The sequence below is a fragment of the Pseudomonas fluorescens genome, from assembly GCF_000968015.1.
Taxonomy (GTDB): domain Bacteria; phylum Pseudomonadota; class Gammaproteobacteria; order Pseudomonadales; family Pseudomonadaceae; genus Aquipseudomonas; species Aquipseudomonas fluorescens_W.
In genome coordinates this window covers 1-21,956 of record NZ_LACH01000055.1, presented here as the reverse complement: position 1 = coordinate 21,956, position 21,956 = coordinate 1, and the positions used below count along the sequence as shown (strand labels likewise).

Genomic DNA, 21,956 nt, shown 5'->3' with positions numbered 1-21,956 from the left:
TGTAGCCCGCCATTCTCAAGTCTTGGCCCCTGGTGCATCGCAGGGGTCAAGGTTTGGGATTCTTGACCCAACGCATGACCACAAAGCACGCGATCAGGATCATCGGCGCGATGGACAGCATGCCCATATAACTGGTGCCGGAGACATCGTTGATCTTGCCCACCATAACCGGAGCGACCATGCCGCTGAGCTGGCCAATGGAGTTGATGGCTGCGGTTCCACTGGCAATCGCCAGCCCTGAGAAGGTCGATTGTGGAATCGTCCAGAAGATTGGAATGGCTATGAACGTGCCCGCCGTCGCCAGGACCAAGGCCGCCATCATGGCCCAGGACGAATCGGAAAACAGGCAGGCCAGCAAGTAACCCACGGCCGCCAGCAGCAGGCACATCACCAGGTATTTCTTGCGCTCGCCGGTGCGGTCCGAGAGCCGCGTCAGCCAGATCATGCCGATGCACGCAACGATATAAGGCAGGGATGACAGCATGCCGACCCAAAAAACGCTTTGCACGCCGGACGACTTGATCAAGTGCGGCATCCAGAAATTGAGGCCATAGGAAGCTGTCTTGATCACGAAGTAGATGAACGCCATGATCGCGACTTCCCGCGTCAGCAACACTCGCCACAGCGACCCCAATATCGGCTTTTGCCTGGCTTTGTCATGTGCCAGATTGGCGGCGAGCAGGTCTTTCTCTCCCCTTGTCAGCCATTTGGCCGACTCGATGTCACGATCGAGTTTCCACAACACCAGCACACCCAGCACCACACACGGTAAACCCGACATCAGGAACAGCCAGTGCCAACCCGCCAGGCCAAGCACGCCATCCATCGTGCCCAACAAAATCCCGGCAGCCGGCCCGCCCAATGCTCCCGCCAATGGGACCGACAAGAACCAGAGGCCATTCATCTTCGCCAGATGTTTTTTCGGGAACCAGCAAGCCAAGTAGAACAGAATCGCCGGACCAAAACCGGCTTCCATTACCCCAATCAGAAAACGCAAAAAGTAGAGCGTGTACTGAGTGTAGGCAAACATCATTGCCGCGGTCGCCAGCCCCCACGACACCATGATCCGGCAGATCCAGGCTGGGGCGCCGTAGCGTTTGAGGCCCAGGCTGCTGGGCACTTCGAACAGCACATAGCCGATGAAGAACATGCTCGCGGCCAGTCCATATGCTGCATCGGTCAAGCCCAGTTCATGCTGCATCTGGGTCTTGGCGAAGCTGATGTTGATCCGGTCAAAATAGGAAAACAGAAAGCAGATAATGGCCAGCGGCATGATGCGCCAGGCCACGCGCCGATAGAGCAGTAGCTCATTGATCGTTTCTTCATTGCGCGCCAGTGCGATTTCGCCAGTCATGGCAACCATAGTGTTTCTCCATTGTTGTAATTATTGGAGAGAGGCAACGTCCTTCAGGACCTTGCTCAACGGGTTTAGCTGATTCGAATCAATTTGTCCTTGTAAACCTGGCCCTTGGCGACATAGTCCTGGGCGCTACGCTGCAGGCCGGCGATGGCTTCAGGCGTCAGCTCTCGCACCACTTTGGCGGGTGCTCCCAGAATCAGGGAGTTGTCCGGGAACACCTTGCCTTCAGTGACAATCGCGCCGGCTCCGACCAGGCAGTTCTTGCCGATAACCGCACCATTGAGCACCACCGCCTGAATCCCTATCAGCGCCCCATCTCCGATGGTGCAGCCATGCAACATGGCCTGGTGGCCGATGGTGACGCCATTGCCCACCGTCAGCGCAAATCCGGGGTCGGCGTGCAAGACCGCGCCTTCTTGTACGTTGCTGTGCTGACCGATTCGAATCGGCTCGTTGTCACCACGCAGAACCGCCTGGGGCCAGACACTGACGCCCTGCTCGAGCGTGACATTGCCGATGACGGTGGCGTCTTCGGCGACGAAGGTTTCAGCGTGGATGACGGGGATCAGCGTGTCGTATTGATAGATAGCCATGGCAGCGCCTCCTCAGGCTTGAGCGTCCGTTTTAAGCACACCGGCTGCACACAGTTCGGCGATGTGCTCGTCGCTGTAACCAAGTTCACGCATGACCTTGTGCGTATGCTCGCCGATGCGCGGAATCGATTGACGCGGTTGCAGACGCTCGCCATCCAGGGACAACGGCAGCAATGGCATGGCGGTGAACGATCCATCTTCGAGTTCGAGATTCGCCAGGCCGCCGCTTTGCAGCAGATGAGGATCGTCGAACAACTCCTCAGGACGACGGATCGGTGCAAAGGGAATGCTGTGGGCCTCCAACTCCAGGGCCAGCGCCTGAGCATCCATCGTGGCAAAGACTTCGGCCAGGTGAGTCAGTAACCGGGGTCGCTGCAGTACACGATCGTTGTTGGTGGCAAGGCTCTGGTCGTCGAGCAATGCGGTCTGACCGAGCAACTGGCATAAGGCATTCCACTGCCCTTCGCCGGTGGCCGCCACGAACATCTGCTCACCGTTGGCAAATTCGAACACGTCGTAGATCGCCCAGGCGCTGATGCGGTTTGGCATCGGCGCGGCAGCCTGCCCGGTCACGGCGTACTGCTGCATGTGTTGGGCAGCGAGCAATACGCAATTTTCGTAAAGCGCACTTTGCACTTCACGGCCGACACCGGTGGTGTGCCGGTCATTGAGCGCAGCAAGCACGCCAATAGCCCCGAACATCCCGCCCATGATGTCGTTCACGGAGCTGCCGGCACGCAGCGGTCTGCCGACAGGGCCGGTCATGTAGGCCAGGCCCGCCATCATCTGCACCACTTCATCCAAGGCCAGGCGATTGTCATACGGCCCGTTGAGAAAGCCTTTGTGCGAGGCATAGATGATGCGCGGGTTACGCTCACGCATCGCTGCGTAACCGAAGCCGAGTTTCTGCATGCGCCCGGGTTTGAAGTTCTCGATGAACACGTCGGCGGTGTCGATGAGTTCCAGCACGGCGTCGCGCCCTTGCGGGGTGTTGACGTCGATGGCGATGCACTGCTTGTTGCGGTTGAAGGTGCGAAAGAATCCGGCACCGGCCCCCAGCAGACGCCGCGTTCCATCGCCGCGGGTCGGCTCGATCTTGATGACTTCGGCACCGAGGTCACCGAGGATCATTCCGCAGGTCGGCCCCATCACCATGTGTGAAATTTCGACGACACGAATGCCGTCCAATGGAAGTCTGGACATGAATGTTTTCCTCGATCGGACAGCTCAAGCGCGGCTGGCGGGTGGTGTGTAATTGAGTGGCAGACCGGCGCGGGCAATGCAGCCGTAAAGGGTTTCGTCTGGCAACGCGGCATGCAGCACATCTCGTGATGCGATCAATGCGGCCAGATCGATGCCGGTGTCGCAGCCCATGCTGTGCAGCATGAACACCAGGTCTTCCGTCACGGTGTTGCCGGACGCGCCCGGTGCAAACGGGCAACCGCCCAGCCCGGCGAGGGACGAATCGAGTTCGGTGATGCCTTGCTGCACGGCCACCAGACTGTTGGCCAGCGCCAGACCACGGGTGTCATGAAAATGCGCAGCCCTGAGTTTGTCACCGGCGATGGCTCGGACCGCCTGCAACGTGATCGCCACCTGACCGGGATTGGCATAGCCAGTGGTGTCGCCGAGCGAGACCAGATCGCAGCCGGCCTCAAGTACGTGTCGGGTTAATTCGCACAAGTCGCTCAACGGCACATCGCCCTGGCGGGTGCAGCCGAAGGCTACGGACATTCCGGCAATTAATTGAACGTTTTGCAAGCCCAGCTCGGTGCGTAACTGGCACATCCGCACCAGCTCTTCGACCATTTCCAGTGGCGTACGCCGAACATTGGCCAGGCTGTGGGCCGCGCTGACGGAAACAGGCGCAATGATGCGGTGGGCGCCGGACTCAAGCGCATCCCGACAGCCACGCAGATTCGGCGCCAGGACCGAGACCACCAGATCGGGGTAACTCAAGGCGTGGGCAACGACTTCCTTGGCATCGGCCATTTGCGGCAGCAGTTTGGCAGGCACAAAGGATGCAACTTCCATATGGCGTACGCCAGCCGCATAGGCGGTATCAATCCAGTGGCGTTTGGCAGCAGTGGGCATGATGGCTTGAAGGCTCTGCAATCCATCGCGCATACCGACTTCGTTGATCGTTATTGTTGTCATGAAGTTCTCTCACAGGCTGAAGCACAGGCTCAGACTAGAGAGACACCAAGGCGCCGAAAAGACGTGATTCACGGCCTGATCCATCGTCAACCGCGATGGATGGATTCAGGTCATGGTTTGTCGTGGCGGTGCCCGTAACAGCAGGTGATCCAGCAGCCGACGGGCTGAAAGCGACAGTGCATCACGATCCCGCACGCAGATCACAAACTCGCCCAGCGCCCAAACGTCGGTCAGGGGGATGATGCGCAAGTCGAACAGTTGCCTGTAGCGCGCCACGGCTTCCAGCGGGAACACCGCCAGTCCCAGCCCGAACTGCACCAACCGGAACGCGGCGTCGAATGACGATACATAGGAGCGGAAACGCAACTCCCGGCCGTGCTTTTCCGCATCTTCGCGCATGAAGGTATTGAGCGTGGCGAAGGCCGACAATCCCAAGTGATCAAAATCCAGCGTCTCTTCGAACGCAAGGCTGGTGCGATCGGCCAAGGGATGATTCGCCCCCACCACGACGGCCAGATGGTCCTGGCGGTAAGGTAGAAACTCCAGATCGCCCACGGCCATCGATCGCCTGCAAATACCCAAGTCGGCATTTCCTTCGGCCACCCCACGGACCACATCCGGGCTGAAACGCTCTTCGATGTCAGCCTGGATTCTCGGGTTGGCCAACATGAAATCGGACAGTTCTTCCGGCAAAAACTCCATGATCGAGGACACGTTCGCTAATACCCGGACATGCCCACGAGCACCCTCCGCGTATTCGCTGAGCTCAGCGTCGAGCCGTTCCATCGCTCGCGTCAGCAATCGGGCATGCCGCAGCAAAGCTTGACCAGCTGGCGTGGGTTCAACCCCGCGTTTGCTGCGTTTGAGCAACGGCGTGCCGAAGCGCACCTCGATGTCGGAGATCCGTTTGCTGACCGCCGATGGCGCGATGAATGCCCGCTCGCTGGCCCGTGCGATGGTGCCTTCGTCGCAGACCAGAATGAACAGGTGCAAGGAGAACTGATCCAGATGCGGCATTACGCCCACCCCTCAAGTCGCAGCGTGGCCCGAACCAGACGTTGTTCTTCGCTTTCGATTTCCTTGAGGTTCTCGCAGATGCTCTGGATGTGCGCGATGGCCGCCTTGCGCGCCTGTTCCGGCATACGGCCGGTGACGGCGTTGTAGAGCCGCGCATGTTGACGGTCGATCTGACGCTTTTGCGGATCGCGGTGGTAGAGGTTGTTGACCGAGGCAAACACCGTGCTCAGCAGCAAATCCGTCAGCGAGCGCAAGGTCTGCACCAGCACCGGGTTATGCGAGGCCTCGCAAATCGCCAGGTGAAATGCATGATCGAGCCGGGCGTGTTCGGACGCCTCCAGCGAACGACTATGGGCATTGAGCAACGCCTCGTAGCTGCGGGTGATGAGGACAAAGTCGGCGTCGGTTCCGCGCAACGCCGCCAAGCGTGCGGACTCGCCTTCGAGCAGGCTGCGGACCTCAAACAAATCGTAGAGCGTGCGAGGCTGTGAGCTGAACAAGTGCATCAGCGGCGACGCAGCACCGTGACCCGAAAGGTCGGCGACAAATGAACCTTTGCCCTGCTCTGTCTTGATAATCCCGCGAGCGCGCAACAGCTTCAGGCCCTCGCGAAGCGCCGTGCGTGAAACGCCGAGTTTCTCGGTCAGACGACGCTCCGACGGCAATAGTTGCCCGGTCTTGAGTACCCCGTCCACGATCAGCCGTTCGATGCGTTCACAGACCACGTCTGCGACTTGTGGATTGCGGCTCGTTTCTGCCTTTTCCATCGACTCTCCAACTGGTATGACCAGCCTCACTGCCAAAACCAAAAATGTTCAAACACCAACATAAGCCAATGTTTTAAAACTGTTTTTTTGCATAAATAAAAAACCATCAAATAAAAAACTGGTTCGACCAGCCAAACAACACATAGACAGTAGAACGCCTCAGGCCAATGATGCAAGTCAGCGGTAAACGGACACAGACCTCCTATAAAAACAACTGAGGGTCGTCAACCGACTATGAACATTCTTTACGATGAACGCGTCGACGGCGTCCTGCCTGATGTCGACAGAGCTGCCTTGCTGCAAGCCCTGCACACGCAGTGGCCGGATCTGGAAGTCCTGCATCAACAGGAAGAGCTCAAACCGTACGAATGCGACGGACTGTCTGCTTACCGCACCACACCGATGCTGGTGGTGCTGCCGCGTCACATCGACGAGGTGCAAGGCGTGCTTCGGCTCTGCCATGAGCGACAGGTCGCGGTGGTCGCCCGCGGTGCCGGGACCGGTTTGTCCGGCGGTGCATTGCCGCTGGAAAAAGGCGTGCTGCTGGTGATGGCGCGCTTCAATAATATTCTGCACATCGACCCCGCCGCCCGCACGGCTCGGGTTCAGCCGGGGGTGCGCAATCTGGCGATTTCCCAGGCAGCCGCGCCGTTTGGCTTGTACTACGCGCCGGACCCTTCCTCGCAGATCGCCTGTTCAATCGGCGGTAATGTGGCGGAAAACGCCGGTGGCGTGCATTGCCTGAAGTACGGGCTGACCGTGCACAACCTGCTCAAGGTCGACATCCTCACCGCCGACGGCGAACACCTGTCCCTGGGTTCCCAGGCGCTCGATTCTCCGGGCTTCGATCTGCTGGCATTGTTCACCGGTTCCGAAGGCATGCTCGGTGTCATCACCGAAGTCACGGTCAAACTGCTGCCCAAACCCCAGACCGCCAAAGTGCTGCTGGCGGCGTTCGATTCCGTCGAGAAGGCTGGCCGTGCGGTGGGTGACATTATTGCCGCCGGCATCATCCCCGGTGGCCTGGAAATGATGGACAACCTGGCCATTCGCGCAGCCGAAGACTTCATCCACGCCGGCTATCCGGTCGACGCCGAAGCCATTTTGCTGTGTGAGCTCGATGGCGTTGAAGCCGACGTTCATGATGACTGCGACCGCGTGCGCCAGGTGCTGGAACAGGCCGGTGCCACCGAAGTGCGCCAGGCCCGCGATGAAGCCGAACGCGTGCGTTTCTGGGCTGGACGCAAGAATGCCTTTCCGGCGGTGGGCCGTCTCTCACCGGATTATTACTGCATGGACGGAACGATTCCTCGCCGCGAGTTGCCCGGTGTGCTGCAGGCGATCGCCGCATTGTCGGCCGAGTACGGCCTGCGGGTGGCCAACGTTTTTCACGCCGGTGACGGCAACATGCACCCGCTGATTCTGTTCGATGCCAACCAACCGGGCGAACTCGATCGCGCCGAAACACTGGGCGGCAAGATCCTCGAATTGTGCGTGAAGGTCGGTGGCAGCATTACCGGTGAACACGGCGTGGGCCGGGAGAAAATCAATCAGATGTGTGCGCAGTTCAATAGCGATGAGCTGACCGTGTTCCATGCCGTCAAAGCCGCCTTCGATCCGAGTGGCTTGCTCAACCCCGGCAAGAACATTCCGACGCTGCACCGCTGCGCCGAGTTCGGCGCCATGCACGTTCACATGGGTCAGTTGCCCTTCCCTGAACTGGAGCGTTTCTGATGCGCAGCGAACACGATATCGACGACAGCGCCTCGCTGCTGGAGCAGGTCAACCAGGCGCTGCAAAACGCTACGCCGTTGCGCATTCAAGGCTCCAACAGCAAGGCGTTTCTTGGACGCATCGTGGCGGGCGAAGTGCTCGACACGCGCAGCCACCGAGGCATCGTCAGCTACGACCCGACCGAGCTGGTGATCACCGTTCGCTGCGGCACCCCATTGGCAGAACTGGCTGAAGTGTTGGACGCGGCGCAGCAGATGCTGCCCTGCGAACCGCCCTCCTTCGGCGACGGCGCGACGGTCGGCGGAATGATCGCCAGCGGGCTGTCGGGACCACGGCGTCCCTGGTCCGGGTCCGTCAGGGACTTCGTCCTCGGGACACGGGTCATCACCGGTCATGGCAAGCATTTACGCTTCGGTGGCGAAGTCATGAAAAACGTCGCCGGCTACGACCTGTCGCGCTTGATGGCCGGCAGCTACGGCTCGCTCGGCGTGATCACCGAAGTCTCGCTCAAGGTCCTGCCCAAGCCGCGCCAAGCGTTAAGCATCAGCCTGGAGATGGACAGCGATCGCGCCTTGCTGCGCCTCGCGGAATGGGGACAACAGCCGCTGCCGATCAGCGCGGCGTGCCACGATGGGCAGCGCCTGCACCTGCGGCTTGAGGGTGGCGAAGGCTCGGTGGCGGCGGCTCATGACCGACTCGGCGGCGAGTTGCTGGACGCTTCATATTGGGATGATCTCAACGAACATCGATTGAGTTTCTTCGATGAGGACCAGGCACTTTGGCGCCTGTCCGTCCCTCACAACACGCCTCGGCTTTCCCTGCCTGGCCGTCAGTTGCTCGATTGGGGCGGTGCGCAGCGCTGGCTCAAATCCGACGCAGAGGCAGCATTCGTTCGCTCGATCGTCGAAGAAGTCGGCGGGCATGTGACCTGCTACACCCATGGCCTGATCGACAGCCCGTTCCAACCGTTGCCAGCCGCATTGATGCGCTACCACCGGAACTTGAAGCAACAACTCGATCCTCAGGGCATCTTCAACCCCGGGCGCCTGTACGCGGAGCTTTGACCCATGCAGACCACTTTGAGCGAACACGCCCGCCAACTGCCCCGCGCCGAAGAAGCCGAAAGCATCTTGCGCACCTGCGTGCACTGCGGTTTCTGCAATGCCACCTGCCCGACCTATCAATTGCTGGGCGATGAACTGGACGGACCGCGGGGCCGCATCTACCTGATCAAGCAGGTTCTGGAGGGCAACGAAGTCACGCAAAAGACCCAACAACACCTGGATCGCTGCCTGTCGTGTCGTAACTGCGAAACCACCTGCCCTTCCGGCGTCGACTACCACAACTTGCTGGACATCGGCCGGGCGGTGGTCGATGCGGCGGTGCCGCGCCCACTCGGTCAGCGGTTATTGCGCGAGGGACTGCGCAGCGTCGTACCCAATCCTGCGCTGTTCAAAGGACTGGTCAGCAGCGGTCAGGTGTTCCGGGCATTGTTGCCCAACACCTTGCAGATAAAGTTGCCTCGCCGCATCTATCCGGCCAAGCCGCGCCCGGTCACTCGACACGCCCGGCAGGTGCTGATGCTCGAAGGCTGCGTGCAACCGAGTCTGTCACCCAATACCAACGCGGCCGCCGCCCGAGTACTGGATCGACTGGGGATCAGCGTCACACCGACCCGCGAAGCTGGGTGCTGCGGCGCCGTGGATTATCACCTCGACGCTCAGGCGGCCGGCCTGGATCGCGCCCGTCGCAACATTGATGCGTGGTGGCCAAGCATTGAAAACGGTGCCGAAGCCATCGTGCAAACCGCCAGCGGTTGCGGTGCCTTCATCAAGGATTATGGTCACCTGCTCAGCACCGACCCGGCCTATGCCGAGAAGGCGAAAAAGGTCAGTGCGCTGGCCAAGGATCTGGTCGAAGTGCTGCGCGACGAGCCATTGGAAAAGCTCGGTATCCACAGCGCCCAACGCCTGGCCTTTCATTGCCCCTGCACCTTGCAGCACGCGCAGAAACTGGGCGGCGCAGTGGAAGCGATTCTGACCAGCCTGGGCTTCAACCTCACGCCTGTTACCGACAGTCACCTGTGTTGCGGCTCGGCGGGCACTTACTCGCTGACCCAACCTGAACTGTCCCGGCAACTGCGCGACAACAAGCTCAACGCGCTGGAAAGCGGACATCCCGAAGTCATTGTCACGGCCAATATCGGCTGTCAGTCCCACCTCGACGGTGCGGGCCGAACCCCTGTCAGGCACTGGATCGAATTAGTCGAAGCCGCCTTGCCCCAAACGAGCACTGGAGAATCCTCATGAAAAGCAAAGCCGTACTGAGCCAGACCGAAGTCAGCCAAATCCTCGCGGCGGCACGCACCGAAGCGCAGAACAACCAATGGGCCGTGACCATCGTGATTGTCGATGACGGCGGCCATCCCCTGGCTCTCGAACGCCTCGATGGGTGCGCTCCGATTGGCGCCTACATCGCCACCGAAAAGGCCCGCACCTCGGCCCTGGGGCGGCGCGAATCCAAAGGCTATGAAGAGATGGTCAATGGTGGACGCCACGCCTTTTTGTCCGCGCCATTGCTGACGTCCCTTGAGGGCGGCGTGCCAATCATCGTCGACGGCCAGGTGATCGGCGCGGTCGGCGTGTCCGGGGTCAAGGCCGAACAGGATGCCCAAGTGGCCAAGGCCGGCGCGCAATGCCTGAAGTGAACTGAACGTGACGCTGTCGTTGCTCGATAAATACTGTGTGATGGAGATGCAAAAAGTGACCGAATTCGTGAACTGCCAAGGCCTCAAGGTCGCGCCTGTCTTGCAACGTTTCGTTGATCTGGACGTGCTGCCGGGAACCGGCCTGGCCCCTCAAGCGTTCTGGAGTGGTTTCGCCGCACTGGTGCATGAACTGGCACCTCTTAACCGCGCGCTGCTGGCTGAACGTGATCGCCTGCAAACCGAACTGGACATCTGGCACCGCGCCCACCCGGGACCGGTGACAGACATGCCGGCTTATCGCAGCTTCCTGAGCGGTATCGGTTACCTGCAACCGCAACCCGCAGACGTCAAGGTCAGCACCGAAAACGTCGATACAGAAATCAGTGTGCAGGCCGGACCGCAACTGGTCGTCCCGGCGGTCAACGCGCGTTATGCGCTGAATGCCGCCAATGCTCGTTGGGGCTCGCTGTACGACGCGCTCTACGGCACCGATGTGATTTCTGATGATGGCGGTGCCGAACCGGGCCGGACTTACAACCCGGTGCGCGGGGCGAAAGTCATCGCGTTTGCACGGACGTTTCTGGATCAGGCATTCCCCTTGAGCAGCGGCTCCCATGCAGCGGTGTCACGCTACCGGATCGACAACGGCACCCTGGAAGCCAACTTGAATGACGGCAGTCAAACCGGCTTATCGAACGCCGCGCAGTACATCGGTTATCAGGGTTCGCTCTCTGACCCCACGGCCATCCTGCTGAAAAACAACGATCTGCACGTCGAGATTCAGATCGATCGCCAGAGTGTCATCGGTCAGGCTGACGCCGCTGGGGTCAAGGACCTGCTGATTGAAGCAGCGCTCTCGACCATCATTGATTGTGAAGACTCGGTCGCGGCGGTCGATGCCGATGACAAGGTGCAGGTGTACCGCAACTGGCTGGGTTTGATGAAGGGCGACCTGAAAGAGGACCTTGAGAAAAACGGTAAAACCATCACTCGACAATTGAACCCGGACCGCGAGTACACCGCCGCCGATGGCCGCTCACTGACGCTGCACGGGCGGTCGTTGCTGTTCATCCGCAACGTCGGGCACCTGATGACCAGTCCGGCGATTCTCGACAAGGACGGACTGGAAATCCCGGAGGGCATTCTCGACGGCGTCATCACCTGCCTGATTGCCCTGCATGACCTGCAACGCCGCGGCAATTCCCGCACCGGTAGCGTCTACATCGTCAAACCGAAAATGCACGGCCCCGCCGAAGTGGCCTTCGCCGAGCAATTGTTCAGCCACATCGAAGAGCTGCTCCAGCTGGAACGTCATACGTTGAAAATGGGCATCATGGACGAGGAGCGGCGCACCAGCGTCAACCTCAAGGCCTGCATCGCCGCAGCTTCTTCACGGGTCGCGTTCATCAACACCGGTTTCCTGGATCGCACCGGCGACGAGATGCACACCGCCATGGAAGCAGGCGCGATGCTGCGCAAGGGTGACATGAAAAATACCGCGTGGATCGAGGCCTACGAGCGCAACAACGTGCTCGTCGGCCTGGACTGTGGATTGCGTGGGCGGGCGCAGATCGGCAAAGGCATGTGGGCCATGCCGGACCGGATGGCCGATATGCTCAAACAAAAAATCGCCCACCCCAAAGCAGGCGCAAATACCGCATGGGTGCCCTCGCCGACCGCCGCCACCTTGCACGCGCTGCATTACCACCAGGTCAACGTGCGTTCGGTGCAGGAGTCCCTTGAAACAACGGACTTCGGTGGCGCCAGCCCGGCACTTCTGGACGGCTTGCTCAGCGTGCCGGTCGTCACCGAGCCATCCTGGTCGGCCGATGAGATTCGTCAGGAAGTCGAAAACAATGCCCAAGGCTTGCTGGGGTATGTGGTGCGTTGGGTCGAACAAGGGATTGGCTGCTCGAAGGTGCCCGACATCCATAACGTGGGCCTGATGGAAGATCGCGCGACCTTGCGCATTTCCAGTCAGCACATGGCCAACTGGCTGCGACACGGGGTAATCACCAAGGATCAGACGGTCGAGATATTGCAGCGCATGGCGCGGGTCGTCGATGAGCAGAACGCCGGTGATCCGATCTACACGCCAATGGCGCCGGACTTCGAGCAGTCGGTTGCATTTCAAGCGGCCTGCGCATTGGTGTTCGAGGGACGCGCACAACCCAATGGTTATACCGAACCGCTGTTGCATAAATTCCGGCTCGCGTTCAAGCAGTCGAGGGTGTAAGCAGAGGGAACAAAAGAAGAGGCTCCGGCCTGACACCAGTCAGTTAAGCCGAGGAACCTGTGGGAGCGAGCTTGCTCGCGATGGCGGTCTTACATTCAACACTTACGTTGTCTGCCAGTCCGCTATCGCGAGCAAGCTCGCTCCCACAAGGATAGCGGTGTTCAAATCCTTAACTGATCAGCATTAGAGGCTCCGGCCTCTTTTTTTTGTGGGCAGCTACGCTCGATAGGTATCGCCCATGCTGTCCAGCCAACAGAGCAATCGACCCGCCCAAGAGGAAGCGCACAGATGACCCGTCTCACTGCGAAAGACTTTGCCCCGGAACTGCTCGAACTGTACGACTACTACGCCCACGGCAAGATCAACCGGCGTGAGTTTCTGGATCGGGCGGCGTTGTTCACCTTGGGTGGTTTGACCGCCAGCGCCCTGCTCGCCGCCCTGAGCCCGAACTATGCGCTTGCCGAACAGGTGGAATTTACCGACCCGGACATTGTTGCCGAGTACATCACCTATCCCTCCCCCAAGGGCAACGGGCAGGTTCGTGGCTATCTGGTGCGCCCGGCGAAAGCCACCGGCAAGGTGCCGGCGGTGGTGGTCGTGCATGAGAATCGCGGGCTCAACCCTTACATCGAGGACGTCGCGCGGCGTGTGGCCAAGGCAGGCTTCATCGCCCTCGCTCCTGATGGCCTGACGTCGGTGGGCGGCTATCCTGGCAATGATGACAAAGGCCGGGAGTTGCAGGCGACCGTCGACCCGGAAAAGCTCATGAATGACTTTTTCGCTGCCATCGAGTGGTTGATGAAGCATGACGCGACCACTGGAAAAGTCGGCATCACCGGGTTCTGCTACGGCGGTGGCGTCGTCAATGCGGCGGCCGTGGCTTATCCGGAACTGGGGGCGGCAGTGTCCTTTTATGGCCGTCAGCCAGAAGCCAAGGATGTCGCCCGAATCAAGGCGCCGGTGATGCTTCATTACGGTGAACTGGATACGCGCATCAACGAAGGCTGGCCCGCCTATGAGAAGGCACTGAAAGCTGCGGGCAAGACCTATGAAGCCTACATTTACCCCGGCGCCAACCATGGTTTCCATAACGATTCCACGCCTCGATACGATGAAGCTGCGGCCAAGCTGGCCTGGGACCGGACGCTGGTGTGGTTTCGGCGATACCTGGCTTAATGGTGTGGTTGCTCGCCTGTAGCTAAATAGAGTTGGCGGTACGCGCCCACCAGTTGATCAAGCGTGAATGCGCGATTTCGTCCACTGGGATTGGGCAGGATCCAGACCGAAGCATTGCCGAAGGTCTTTGACTGAAGGCCCCACGGAATGTCTCGTTGGCCGGATAGCGCGCAATACGCCGCTTTACCGAGAAACGCCACAAAGCGTGGCGCATAGCGCTCGATCTTTTGTTCAAAGTCCGCAGCGGCAGCGATGAATTCTTGGGCAGACAGCTGATCCGCTCGCGCCGTCGGCCGTTCCACCACGGCCGTTAATCCACACTGATACTGCAAGATCGTCCGATCGTTTTCCGGGCGCACCTCCTCAGGCGTAAAGCCAGCGAGATGGAGCGTGCGCCAGAAGCGATTGCCCCGGCCCGCAAAATGATGGCCTTGGGCAGCGGCAGTCATGCCTGGGTTGATGCCACAAAAAATCACGGCTAGCTGTTTGGCAAGAATATCGTCGAGTCCTTCACTCACTGAAAACCTCACCCACCGCAGATCACGTTGACCGCACTGCGTGCAAGCTCGGTCAGTTCATCGCGGGATTTGCCCGCCCGCGCACGTATCGAAATGCTGTGCAGCAGGGATGACGCGAGTACGGCAAGAGCTGCCGGGTCGACATTGCCTTTCAACTCGCCGGAATCTATTGCCGCTCGCAGACGCGTTTCGAGATCGGCATCGAGCCTGCTGAGCCGGTCCGACAGCACGTCTCGTATTTCAGAATCCTCGACGGCTTCGGTCGTCGCCGTGCCGATCGCAAAGCACCCGCGCGGCTGGCCGTCACCCGAGAAGTAAATCGACAACTGCCCTTCGTAAAACCGCATCAATGCCTGGCTCAAGGTCAGTTCGTTGTCCGTCAGCGCCTCCTGCATGGCCGCCGCGGCAAACTCCCAATACTGCTCCAGCGCTTTGATATAGAGCGCGTGTTTGTCACCGAATGCCGCATAGAGGCTTGGGCGATTCATGCCGGCGGCTGTGGCAATGCTGTCCAGAGAAGCGCCGGAATATCCGGTATTCCAAAAAACATCAAGTGCCTGCAGCAGCGCTGTCTGCGGGTCATACGCGCGTGGGCGGCCACGGCCTTTGCCCTCTGTAATCTTTTTTTGTGCCATGTCGTACAAAATCCTTGAATGAAGATGGGCTCGGGGGATATTCTTACACCATCGCACAAAATTAAGGAACCAGAAATTCCTTGGTTTTCAGGTTTGTTGTAGCGGAGCTCGAACTGGGTATTGCGGCGACGAAACAGAGGCGGCGGAGCGATCCTCCTGGCCGCACACGGTATGGCTGTTTTTGTGGGTGTTAGCCCGACTTCCCGGTTAATAGGTGCATTCGATCATGACCAAACAGTTCGACATCCCAGCGACACAGACCTTCGAGCATCCAGGGCCGAACCCGTCTGATTCGCCCATCAAGAAGCCGCTTAAAGAGAAATTACGGCCAGTGCTGATGGTGGGTTTCCCTCTCCTCTTCGCTGCGGTGGGATACGCCCACCATGTGGCGGGCGAGCCCTTTGTTTCGACCGATAACGCTTACGCCCGCGTGGCGAAAGCATCGATCAACGCGCGCATTTCCGGGCAAGTCGTCGAGATCGCCGTCGAGGACAATCAGCCTGTTCACAAGGGCCAGGTTCTGTTTCGGATCGACCCGAAACCGCTGCAGATTGCGGTTGACCGTGCACAAGCACAGTTGAGCGTCGCGCGGCTGCGCATCGATGGCCTCAAGGCCAGCTACCGCCAGCAGCAAGCCGAACTGCAATCAGCCAAAGAATCGGCCGATTTCGACCAACGGGATTTTGCCCGCAAGAAGGCGCTGGTCGCTACAGAGTTTGTCTCGCGCTCGATTTACGAGCGCGCCGACACTGACGTTAAAGTTGCCCGGCAACGAATAGCGTCGGTCGAACAACAGCTCGCCAGCACGGTCGTTGCCTTGAACGGCAACCCGAACATCGAAGCCGATAGTCACCCGTCGGTGCGCGAAGCCAAGGCTCAGCTCGACGAGGCGCAGCTGTATCTCTCGTACGCGACGGTGTATGCGCCGGACGATGGCATCGTGGCCAAGGTCGACGATTTGCAGGTGGGCAACTACGTCAACAACGGTGCGCCAGCCTTCGCGCTGCTGTCCGATCGCGAGATCTGGGTTGAAGCCAACTTCCGTGAAACCGACGTGACCCACATGCGTCCAGGCCAGGAAGCGACCATCAGTATCGATACGTACCCTGATCACACCTTCAAAGCCCACGTGACCAGCATGAGCCCCGGTGCCGGATCAGACTTCGCCCTGCTGCCGCCTGAAAACGCGACCGGCAACTGGGTCAAGGTGGTCCAGCGGGTGCCGGTCCGACTTGAACTCGATGAGGTGGACCCTGCCCTGCCCCTTTTCTCGGGCACCAGCGCCACGGTCAAGGTCGATACCGGGTATCGCACGCCTTGGTGGCATCCGCTCAAAGCGCTGTTGACCGCAGGTAACTTCTGATGAACGCCAATCTTGCGGGGCCTCAAAGTGCGGGGGAATTACGGTTCGCCGCGTTGCTCGCCACCTACATGCAGTCGGCGAACCTGCCTTTGCCGAATGCAGTACTCAGGTTGATTCAGGGCAGCCTGTCGATGACCGACGACCAGGCTGGCTGGATATTTACCTCGTACCTCGCGGCGAGCGCCATCACGATGCCGATTGCGCAATGGCTCGCCGGGCGCTATGGCTTGAAGCGGGTTTACCAAGCCGCGTTGGCCTTCTTCGTCGTTGGCTTGCTGCTCGCCACACAGGCAACGACGCCGCTGGAATTCGTTGGCGCGCGCATTGTTCAAGGCCTGGCGAGTGGCGTGCTGGCACCGCTGTCGATGGCGATTTCGATGGAGACATTGCCACTCGAGAAGCGTGCGAAATTTGGCGCAACGTGGACCGCCATCGTGCTGTTCGGCATCGTCAGTGGCCCGAGCATCGGCGGTTGGCTTGGCGAACATTTCGGATGGCGCCCGATCTTCTACATCAGCCTTCCGTTATCGACGTTTATCTTTCTGGTGATGGCGCTGTTGCTGGCCGAGAAGAAGGCCGAGAAACGTCCGTCGTTCGACTTCTTTGGCTTCGGCAGCTTCACGCTGGGTTTGATCAGCCTGCAAATGTTGCTTGATCGCGGTGAACGCCTGGACTGGTTTTCCTCGACCGAGATCTGGCTGGAAGCGATCGGCTGTGCACTGGGGCTCTACCTGTTCGCGGTGCATGTGCTGACTGCGAAGGTGCATTTCCTCAACAAGCGTTTGTTCAAAGACCGCAACTTCGTGCTGTCGACGGTGATCTTTTTCGCCGTGGGTTTCGTGCTGTTGTCGACCATGGCGCTGACCTCGCCAATGCTCGACGAGATTCTCGGCTACCCGCCTGACACCACGGGTTCCCTGACGATTCCACGCGGGATCGGGCTGATCAGTGCGTTCCTGTTGATGGGCCGTGTTCCCGAGCGTTTCGACCGTCGATTGTTCGTGGCAGCGGGCGTCGCCGTGGTGGTTTATGCCAACTGGCTGATGCTCGGCTATTCGCCGTTGATGGACTGGTCGCCCGTGGCGGTGGCGGGTGCGATCCAGGGGATTGGCATCGGCATGCTGATGCCGTCGCTGACAAAGGTCGCGTTCAGCACGCTCGACCCCACGTTACGCCCGGAAGGCACTGGTCTGTTCAATCTGTCACGTGTGTACGGCAGCACCCTCGGCGTTGCGATTGTGCAGCTGTTTTTCTTCAACAACACGCAAGCGATGCACATGGCGCTGGCCAGTAACCTGACGCCGTATCGCGCCGCTGCGCATTCCGCGCCGACGTCCCTGCAAGCACTGGCGGGGCTCAACGAAATGATCACCGGCCAGGCGGCTTTTATCGCGGTGATCGACCAGTTCAAGATTTTGATGTTCGCGATGCTGGTGGTCAGCCCACTGGTTATTTTTCTTCGCAAGCCCGTTGCGACCAACTAGTTTTCGTGGAGTTTGCCAAATGAAATCCCATGCGCGCTTCATCAACAGACGGATGTTCAAAACCACGTTCGGTGCGGTGTCGGCTCTTGCGTTCCTGACCGCCTGTACCGTCGGCCCTGACTATCAAATGCCGCCACCGAGCCTGTCGCAGCACTACGACCAACAGGCCGAGCAGCGTCTCGGCCAAGGCAGTAACAAGCCCGGCGAACAACGCATTGACCTGGGCAAGAAGGTCAACGGTGATTGGTGGTCTGCGTTTCGTTCGCCGAAGCTCGACAAGCTTGTCCGTCGCGCCATCGACGGCAATCTTGAGCTCGTAGCTGCGGACGCGACGATCCGGCAAGCGGCTTCCTCCGTCGCTGCGGCGGAAGGTGCGCTGTATCCGCAAGTCGATTTTGGTGCCGTGGCTGGCCGCCAACGGGTACACACCGCGAAAGAGCCTTCCATCTCCAACTTCTATGCGATTGGGCCACGGGTTGGCTTCGACCTTGACGTTTTCGGCGGTAACAAGCGCCAGGTCGAACAACAGCAAGCGTTTACCGATCTGCAGAAGCATCGCTACGAAGCGGCGTACCTGACCCTGACGGGCGATGTCGCGAGCCAGGCGTTGTTGCTGGCCTCGGCCAACGCGCAGATGGCAGCCGTCGAGAAGTTGCTCGCCAATGATGCAAAGAACCTCGAGCTGGTGCGCATGGCGCACGCCAATGGCAGCACCACGCAGATCGATGTTTCGCTGGCCGAGACGCGGCTTGCTCAGGACCGCACGCTGTTGCCGCCCCTCGCCCAGCAGCGCGATTCGGCACGTCACGCGCTCTCGATTCTGACGGGCAAAGGCCCGGCTGACTGGATCGCACCTGACTTCACGCTCGCCGAATTTGCCTTGCCGGCAAACGTGCCGGTCAGTCTGCCTTCCGAAATGGCCCACGACCGGCCGGACGTACGGCAAGCAGAGGCTGAACTGCACATGGCCAGCGCGGCGGTTGGCGTGGCGACAGCCAACCTCTATCCCCATGTCGAGCTGTCCGCGTCGCTTGCACAAGCGGCTTCAGGCAATGGCGGCGCCGCACTCTGGGGTTTCGCTGCCGGGCTCACGGCGCCCATCTTCAATGGCGGAACGCTCAAAGCTGAACGTCAGGCCGCCGTCGACGGCTACAAGGCAACCCTCGCCGGCTACCAGCAAACCGTCATCAATTCATTCGGCCAGGTCGCCGACACCCTGCAAGCGATCAATCATGACGCCGAGGAGAACCTGGCGCAGGAGGACGCGTTGCGAGCGGCGGAAACGAGCTTTCGGCTGAACCAACAAGCCTACGCGCAAGGCGAGAACAGCATTCTCCAGGTGCTGGAGGCGGAGCGTGCTTATGAGCAAGCGTTACTGGGTCAAATCAGAGTGAAGACCGCGCAGTACCTCGACACGGTGCGCCTGTATGTGGCACTCGGCGGTAACTCCGTTGGCGTGTTTGAGCAACGAGTGGCCAGTCGCGAAGACCAGAAACCTTCCTATCAGTAGCACCCGATATTGGAGTCAAAGATATGCCTTACGAATCCTTTCACGATGCACTTCGCGATACCCGATTCCCTCTGATCCACGGATCCGGTGAGATGCCGGCCGTTGGCTTTGGCACGCTGTTTCGGGATCTCAGCGTTACAACACAAGCGGTCAAGGCCGCACTGGAAGCAGGCTTTCGCCATTTCGATTGCGCAGAACGTTATCGAAATGAAGAGAGGGTCGGCGTTGCCCTACAGGAAGTGATTGAGGCGGGTAAGGTCCGGCGCGAGGACGTGTTCATTACCACGAAACTGTGGAACACCAACCATCGTCCCGAGCGCGTCGAACCTGCTTTTGAGGCAAGTTGCCGACGGCTACAAGTTGATTACATCGATTGCTACCTGATCCATACGCCTTTTGCCTTTCAACCCGGTGATGATCAGGACCCCAGAGACGAACACGGTCGAGTCATCTACGACTCAGGCGTGACGTTAATTGAGACTTGGCGGGCGCTTGAGCGCCTGGTGGATGAAGGCCGCTGCAAGTCCATCGGCTTGTCTGATATCACGCTGGAGCGGTTGCAAGAAATCGTGGCAGTGGCCCGGATAAAACCCGCCGTGGTGCAGGTAGAATCCCACCCTTATTTGCCTGAATGGGAACTGCTTGAGTTTTGCCAGCAACATGGAATTATCGTCCTTGCCTTTGCGCCACTCGGCCATGGTATGGAGCCGAACGTATTGGAAGACACGGTAATCACAGGGATCGCCAAGCGCATACAGAAGACCCCGGCTCAAGTGGCACTGGCCTGGTCGGTACAGCGGGGAGTCGCTTTCCTGACCACGTCTGCGACACCGAGCCATATTCAGGAAAACATTGATATTTCTACCCTGCCACACAGGGCCATGCTTGAAATCCAGTCAGATATTACGACCCGGGTTCGATTCAACTCAGTCGTGGAAACGGGTGTACCTGGATTTATTCCGCAGAAAAAGTAATACACCACGAGGCGGCTAATGCCGGTCAGTTAAGGGTGTGAACACCACAACCTCTGTGGGAGCGAGCTTGCTCCCACAGGTTATTCACCTTAACTGACCGGCATTAGCCACGAGGGGGCGGTCTTATTGCAGGGCCGCCCTTTTTATCCATACCCCTGAGGTGGAAACGATGGACGTTTTCCAAACCATGCGTTTTTTTGTTGCGGTCGTTCAGAGCGGCAGCTTTACGGCGGCGGCTGAGGTGTTGGACACCACAACAACCAACGTTTCCAAAGCTGTTTCGAGTCTGGAAGCCAGACTTCAAACACGCTTGATCAACCGGACAACCCGACGCCTGGCGCTGACCGAAGCCGGTCTGCGCTACTTGCAACGTTGCGAGAAAATCCTGGACGAAATGCGCGAAGCGGATGAAGAAGCAGGCACCGCTCACACCCTGCCCGTTGGCCGGCTGAAAATTCACGCGATGTCAGCCATTGGCAACCATTACGTGATCGATGCCATCGCCCGCTATAGAGAGACTCATCCCTCGGTGATGTTTGATTTGACCCTGACCAACCGGCTCCCTGACTTGCTGGAAGAAGGCTATGACATGTCGATTGTCTTAGCGCGGGATTTACCCGATTCAGGGTTTGTCGCTCAGCGGCTCGGCATGACCTACAGCATCCTCTGCGCTTCGCCTGCGTACCTGAAGAAACGCGGACACCCGGAGTCCCCGAGTGCGCTTGGCTCACATGATTGCCTGAGAATTGTGAATACCGTCATGCCGGCTGAAAACTGGGCATTTGAGGGGCCAGAAGGCATGGAAACCGTCAACATCCCGTTGTCTCCCTTGCACATCAATACTGCCGATGGCATGACCATCGCGATTACAAACGGAATGGGCATCGGCATTCAGCCGATTGCTTCGGCAGTCGATGGACTCCGGGCGGGCACGTTAGTGCGGGTATTACCCGACTATCATCTTGAAGAGTTGAATTTGTTTGCGATCTACCCATCACGAAAATTCGTGGATGCAAAGATCAAGACATGGGTGGAGTTTCTTAAAAGTTATATTCCGGACTTGTTGGCATCCGATGAAAAAATCACAGGTTCGCCGAGGAAACGATAACAAGCTTTTAAATGACGAGTGTGGCAGGCATGGAGTGTCGACCCTCCATCTTCCACACACGGCTCAACCATTTGAACAGCCAGTTCCCATGACTTGATACTGCAGGATATGCCGTTGACCCTGAGAGTCTTCATAGGTCATTTGCGCCGGGACTGGCCCGCACTGGTCAGCGATATCGGTCACCTTAATGACTTTCTGGATATCCAGTTTCGTGTCGTATGTGTAGGTTTCAACAGGCGTCTTGCTGTCCTCGGCAGTTGATTGGCTTTCGCCTGCAAAGGCCTGTGAACCTAAAACGCCAAGTGCAAGAAACATCGCAAGTTTTGAGATTTTCATCGTATTCACCCTATCGTTAAAAGTTAACCTCGTGAGCGGGTTGACGCTTGTTCTTTTTGCTCACTGGGTAGAGACGATGCTAGGTGTTTACCCCTCCCTCAAACAGCAGCCAGCTGGACAAACACTGTTGCCAGATTCCGCATGAATGGTAGTGCTGTTCAGTTAAGGTCGGGGTACATATCCGTTTCTGCGGGGATGGCTGATTACGGTTTCGCTCTTACAGCGAGTCACTTTGAAAAGCCCAAAGTAACCAAAGGCTCTTGCCCCTCCATTCGGTGCCT

Annotated in this window: 20 protein-coding genes; 11 read left to right on the top strand and 9 right to left on the bottom strand. The window is 59.1% G+C overall.

Going from position 1 to position 21,956, the window contains the following annotated elements; all coding sequences use genetic code 11:
• Positions 1-46: 46 nt before the first annotated feature.
• From VD17_RS23405 to glcC, 6 genes are all read right to left on the bottom strand, one after another.
• Positions 47-1,363, bottom strand: coding sequence for an MFS transporter (locus tag VD17_RS23405; protein WP_046055876.1), 1,317 nt, complete (start codon positions 1,361-1,363; stop codon positions 47-49).
• Positions 1,364-1,428: 65 nt separating this feature from the next.
• On the bottom strand, positions 1,429-1,953 hold the full coding sequence (locus VD17_RS23400; RefSeq protein WP_046055875.1) for a gamma carbonic anhydrase family protein: 525 nt from the start codon (positions 1,951-1,953) through the stop codon (positions 1,429-1,431).
• Between the two features lie 12 nt (positions 1,954-1,965).
• Positions 1,966-3,156, bottom strand: coding sequence for a CaiB/BaiF CoA transferase family protein (locus VD17_RS23395; RefSeq protein ID WP_046055874.1), 1,191 nt, complete (start codon positions 3,154-3,156; stop codon positions 1,966-1,968).
• Between the two features lie 24 nt (positions 3,157-3,180).
• Positions 3,181-4,110 carry a hydroxymethylglutaryl-CoA lyase gene (locus VD17_RS23390; RefSeq protein ID WP_046055873.1) on the bottom strand — a complete coding sequence of 310 codons (930 nt, stop codon included), beginning with the start codon at positions 4,108-4,110 and terminating at the stop codon, positions 3,181-3,183.
• 105 nt (positions 4,111-4,215) lie between these two features.
• Positions 4,216-5,127 (bottom strand): LysR family transcriptional regulator, encoded by a 912-nt coding sequence (locus VD17_RS23385; RefSeq protein ID WP_046055872.1) that lies wholly within the window; start codon positions 5,125-5,127, stop codon positions 4,216-4,218.
• Positions 5,127-5,894: a transcriptional regulator GlcC gene (glcC, locus tag VD17_RS23380; protein WP_046055871.1), complete on the bottom strand. Its 768-nt coding sequence runs from the start codon at positions 5,892-5,894 to the stop codon at positions 5,127-5,129. The genes VD17_RS23385 and glcC overlap by 1 nt, the downstream gene beginning before the upstream one ends.
• 234 nt (positions 5,895-6,128) lie before the next feature.
• Between glcC and glcD the strand changes: the two genes are divergently transcribed.
• The 6 genes from glcD to yghX all read left to right on the top strand — a co-directional run bounded on the left by glcD (position 6,129) and on the right by yghX (position 13,747).
• Positions 6,129-7,628, top strand: coding sequence for a glycolate oxidase subunit GlcD (gene glcD, locus VD17_RS23375; protein WP_046055870.1), 1,500 nt, complete (start codon positions 6,129-6,131; stop codon positions 7,626-7,628).
• Positions 7,628-8,692, top strand: coding sequence for a glycolate oxidase subunit GlcE (gene glcE / locus VD17_RS23370; protein WP_046055869.1), 1,065 nt, complete (start codon positions 7,628-7,630; stop codon positions 8,690-8,692). Before glcD ends, glcE begins: the two co-directional genes overlap by 1 nt.
• Before the next feature lie 3 nt (positions 8,693-8,695).
• A complete protein-coding gene (gene glcF, locus VD17_RS23365) occupies positions 8,696-9,937 on the top strand; it encodes a glycolate oxidase subunit GlcF (RefSeq protein WP_046055868.1) in 1,242 nt (413 codons plus the stop codon).
• Complete coding sequence (locus tag VD17_RS23360; RefSeq protein ID WP_033056518.1) at positions 9,934-10,335, top strand: heme-binding protein; 402 nt, start codon at positions 9,934-9,936, stop codon at positions 10,333-10,335. The genes glcF and VD17_RS23360 overlap by 4 nt, the downstream gene beginning before the upstream one ends.
• 55 nt (positions 10,336-10,390) lie before the next feature.
• Positions 10,391-12,571, top strand: coding sequence for a malate synthase G (locus VD17_RS23355; protein ID WP_046055962.1), 2,181 nt, complete (start codon positions 10,391-10,393; stop codon positions 12,569-12,571).
• A gap of 288 nt (positions 12,572-12,859) precedes the next feature.
• Positions 12,860-13,747, top strand: a complete 888-nt coding sequence (gene yghX / locus VD17_RS23350; RefSeq protein WP_046055867.1) for a YghX family hydrolase — start codon at positions 12,860-12,862, stop codon at positions 13,745-13,747.
• Here yghX and mug read toward each other — a convergent pair.
• Entirely contained in the window at positions 13,744-14,265 is a 522-nt protein-coding gene (gene mug / locus VD17_RS23345; RefSeq protein WP_046055961.1) for a G/U mismatch-specific DNA glycosylase, read from the bottom strand. The two genes, yghX and mug, sit on opposite strands and share 4 nt — an antisense overlap.
• Positions 14,266-14,273: 8 nt before the next feature.
• The gene (locus VD17_RS23340) at positions 14,274-14,900 is read right to left on the bottom strand and encodes a TetR/AcrR family transcriptional regulator (RefSeq protein WP_046055866.1); all 627 of its coding nucleotides are present in this window, start codon (positions 14,898-14,900) and stop codon (positions 14,274-14,276) included.
• A gap of 226 nt (positions 14,901-15,126) precedes the next feature.
• Between VD17_RS23340 and VD17_RS23335 the strand changes: the two genes are divergently transcribed.
• The 5 genes from VD17_RS23335 to VD17_RS23315 all read left to right on the top strand — a co-directional run bounded on the left by VD17_RS23335 (position 15,127) and on the right by VD17_RS23315 (position 21,339).
• The gene (locus tag VD17_RS23335; RefSeq protein WP_046055865.1) at positions 15,127-16,263 is read left to right on the top strand and encodes an HlyD family secretion protein; all 1,137 of its coding nucleotides are present in this window, start codon (positions 15,127-15,129) and stop codon (positions 16,261-16,263) included.
• Positions 16,263-17,747 (top strand): DHA2 family efflux MFS transporter permease subunit, encoded by a 1,485-nt coding sequence (locus VD17_RS23330; protein WP_046055864.1) that lies wholly within the window; start codon positions 16,263-16,265, stop codon positions 17,745-17,747. Before VD17_RS23335 ends, VD17_RS23330 begins: the two co-directional genes overlap by 1 nt.
• Positions 17,748-17,766: 19 nt before the next feature.
• Complete coding sequence (locus tag VD17_RS23325; RefSeq protein WP_046055863.1) at positions 17,767-19,257, top strand: efflux transporter outer membrane subunit; 1,491 nt, start codon at positions 17,767-17,769, stop codon at positions 19,255-19,257.
• A 23-nt stretch (positions 19,258-19,280) separates the two neighbouring features.
• The gene (locus VD17_RS23320; protein WP_046055862.1) at positions 19,281-20,231 is read left to right on the top strand and encodes an aldo/keto reductase; all 951 of its coding nucleotides are present in this window, start codon (positions 19,281-19,283) and stop codon (positions 20,229-20,231) included.
• 169 nt (positions 20,232-20,400) lie between these two features.
• Complete coding sequence (locus tag VD17_RS23315) at positions 20,401-21,339, top strand: LysR family transcriptional regulator (RefSeq protein WP_046055861.1); 939 nt, start codon at positions 20,401-20,403, stop codon at positions 21,337-21,339.
• Between the two features lie 63 nt (positions 21,340-21,402).
• Here the strand turns inward: VD17_RS23315 and VD17_RS23310 are convergent, their stop codons facing one another.
• A complete protein-coding gene (locus VD17_RS23310) occupies positions 21,403-21,675 on the bottom strand; it encodes a DUF2790 domain-containing protein (protein WP_046055860.1) in 273 nt (90 codons plus the stop codon).
• Positions 21,676-21,956: the final 281 nt, after the last annotated feature.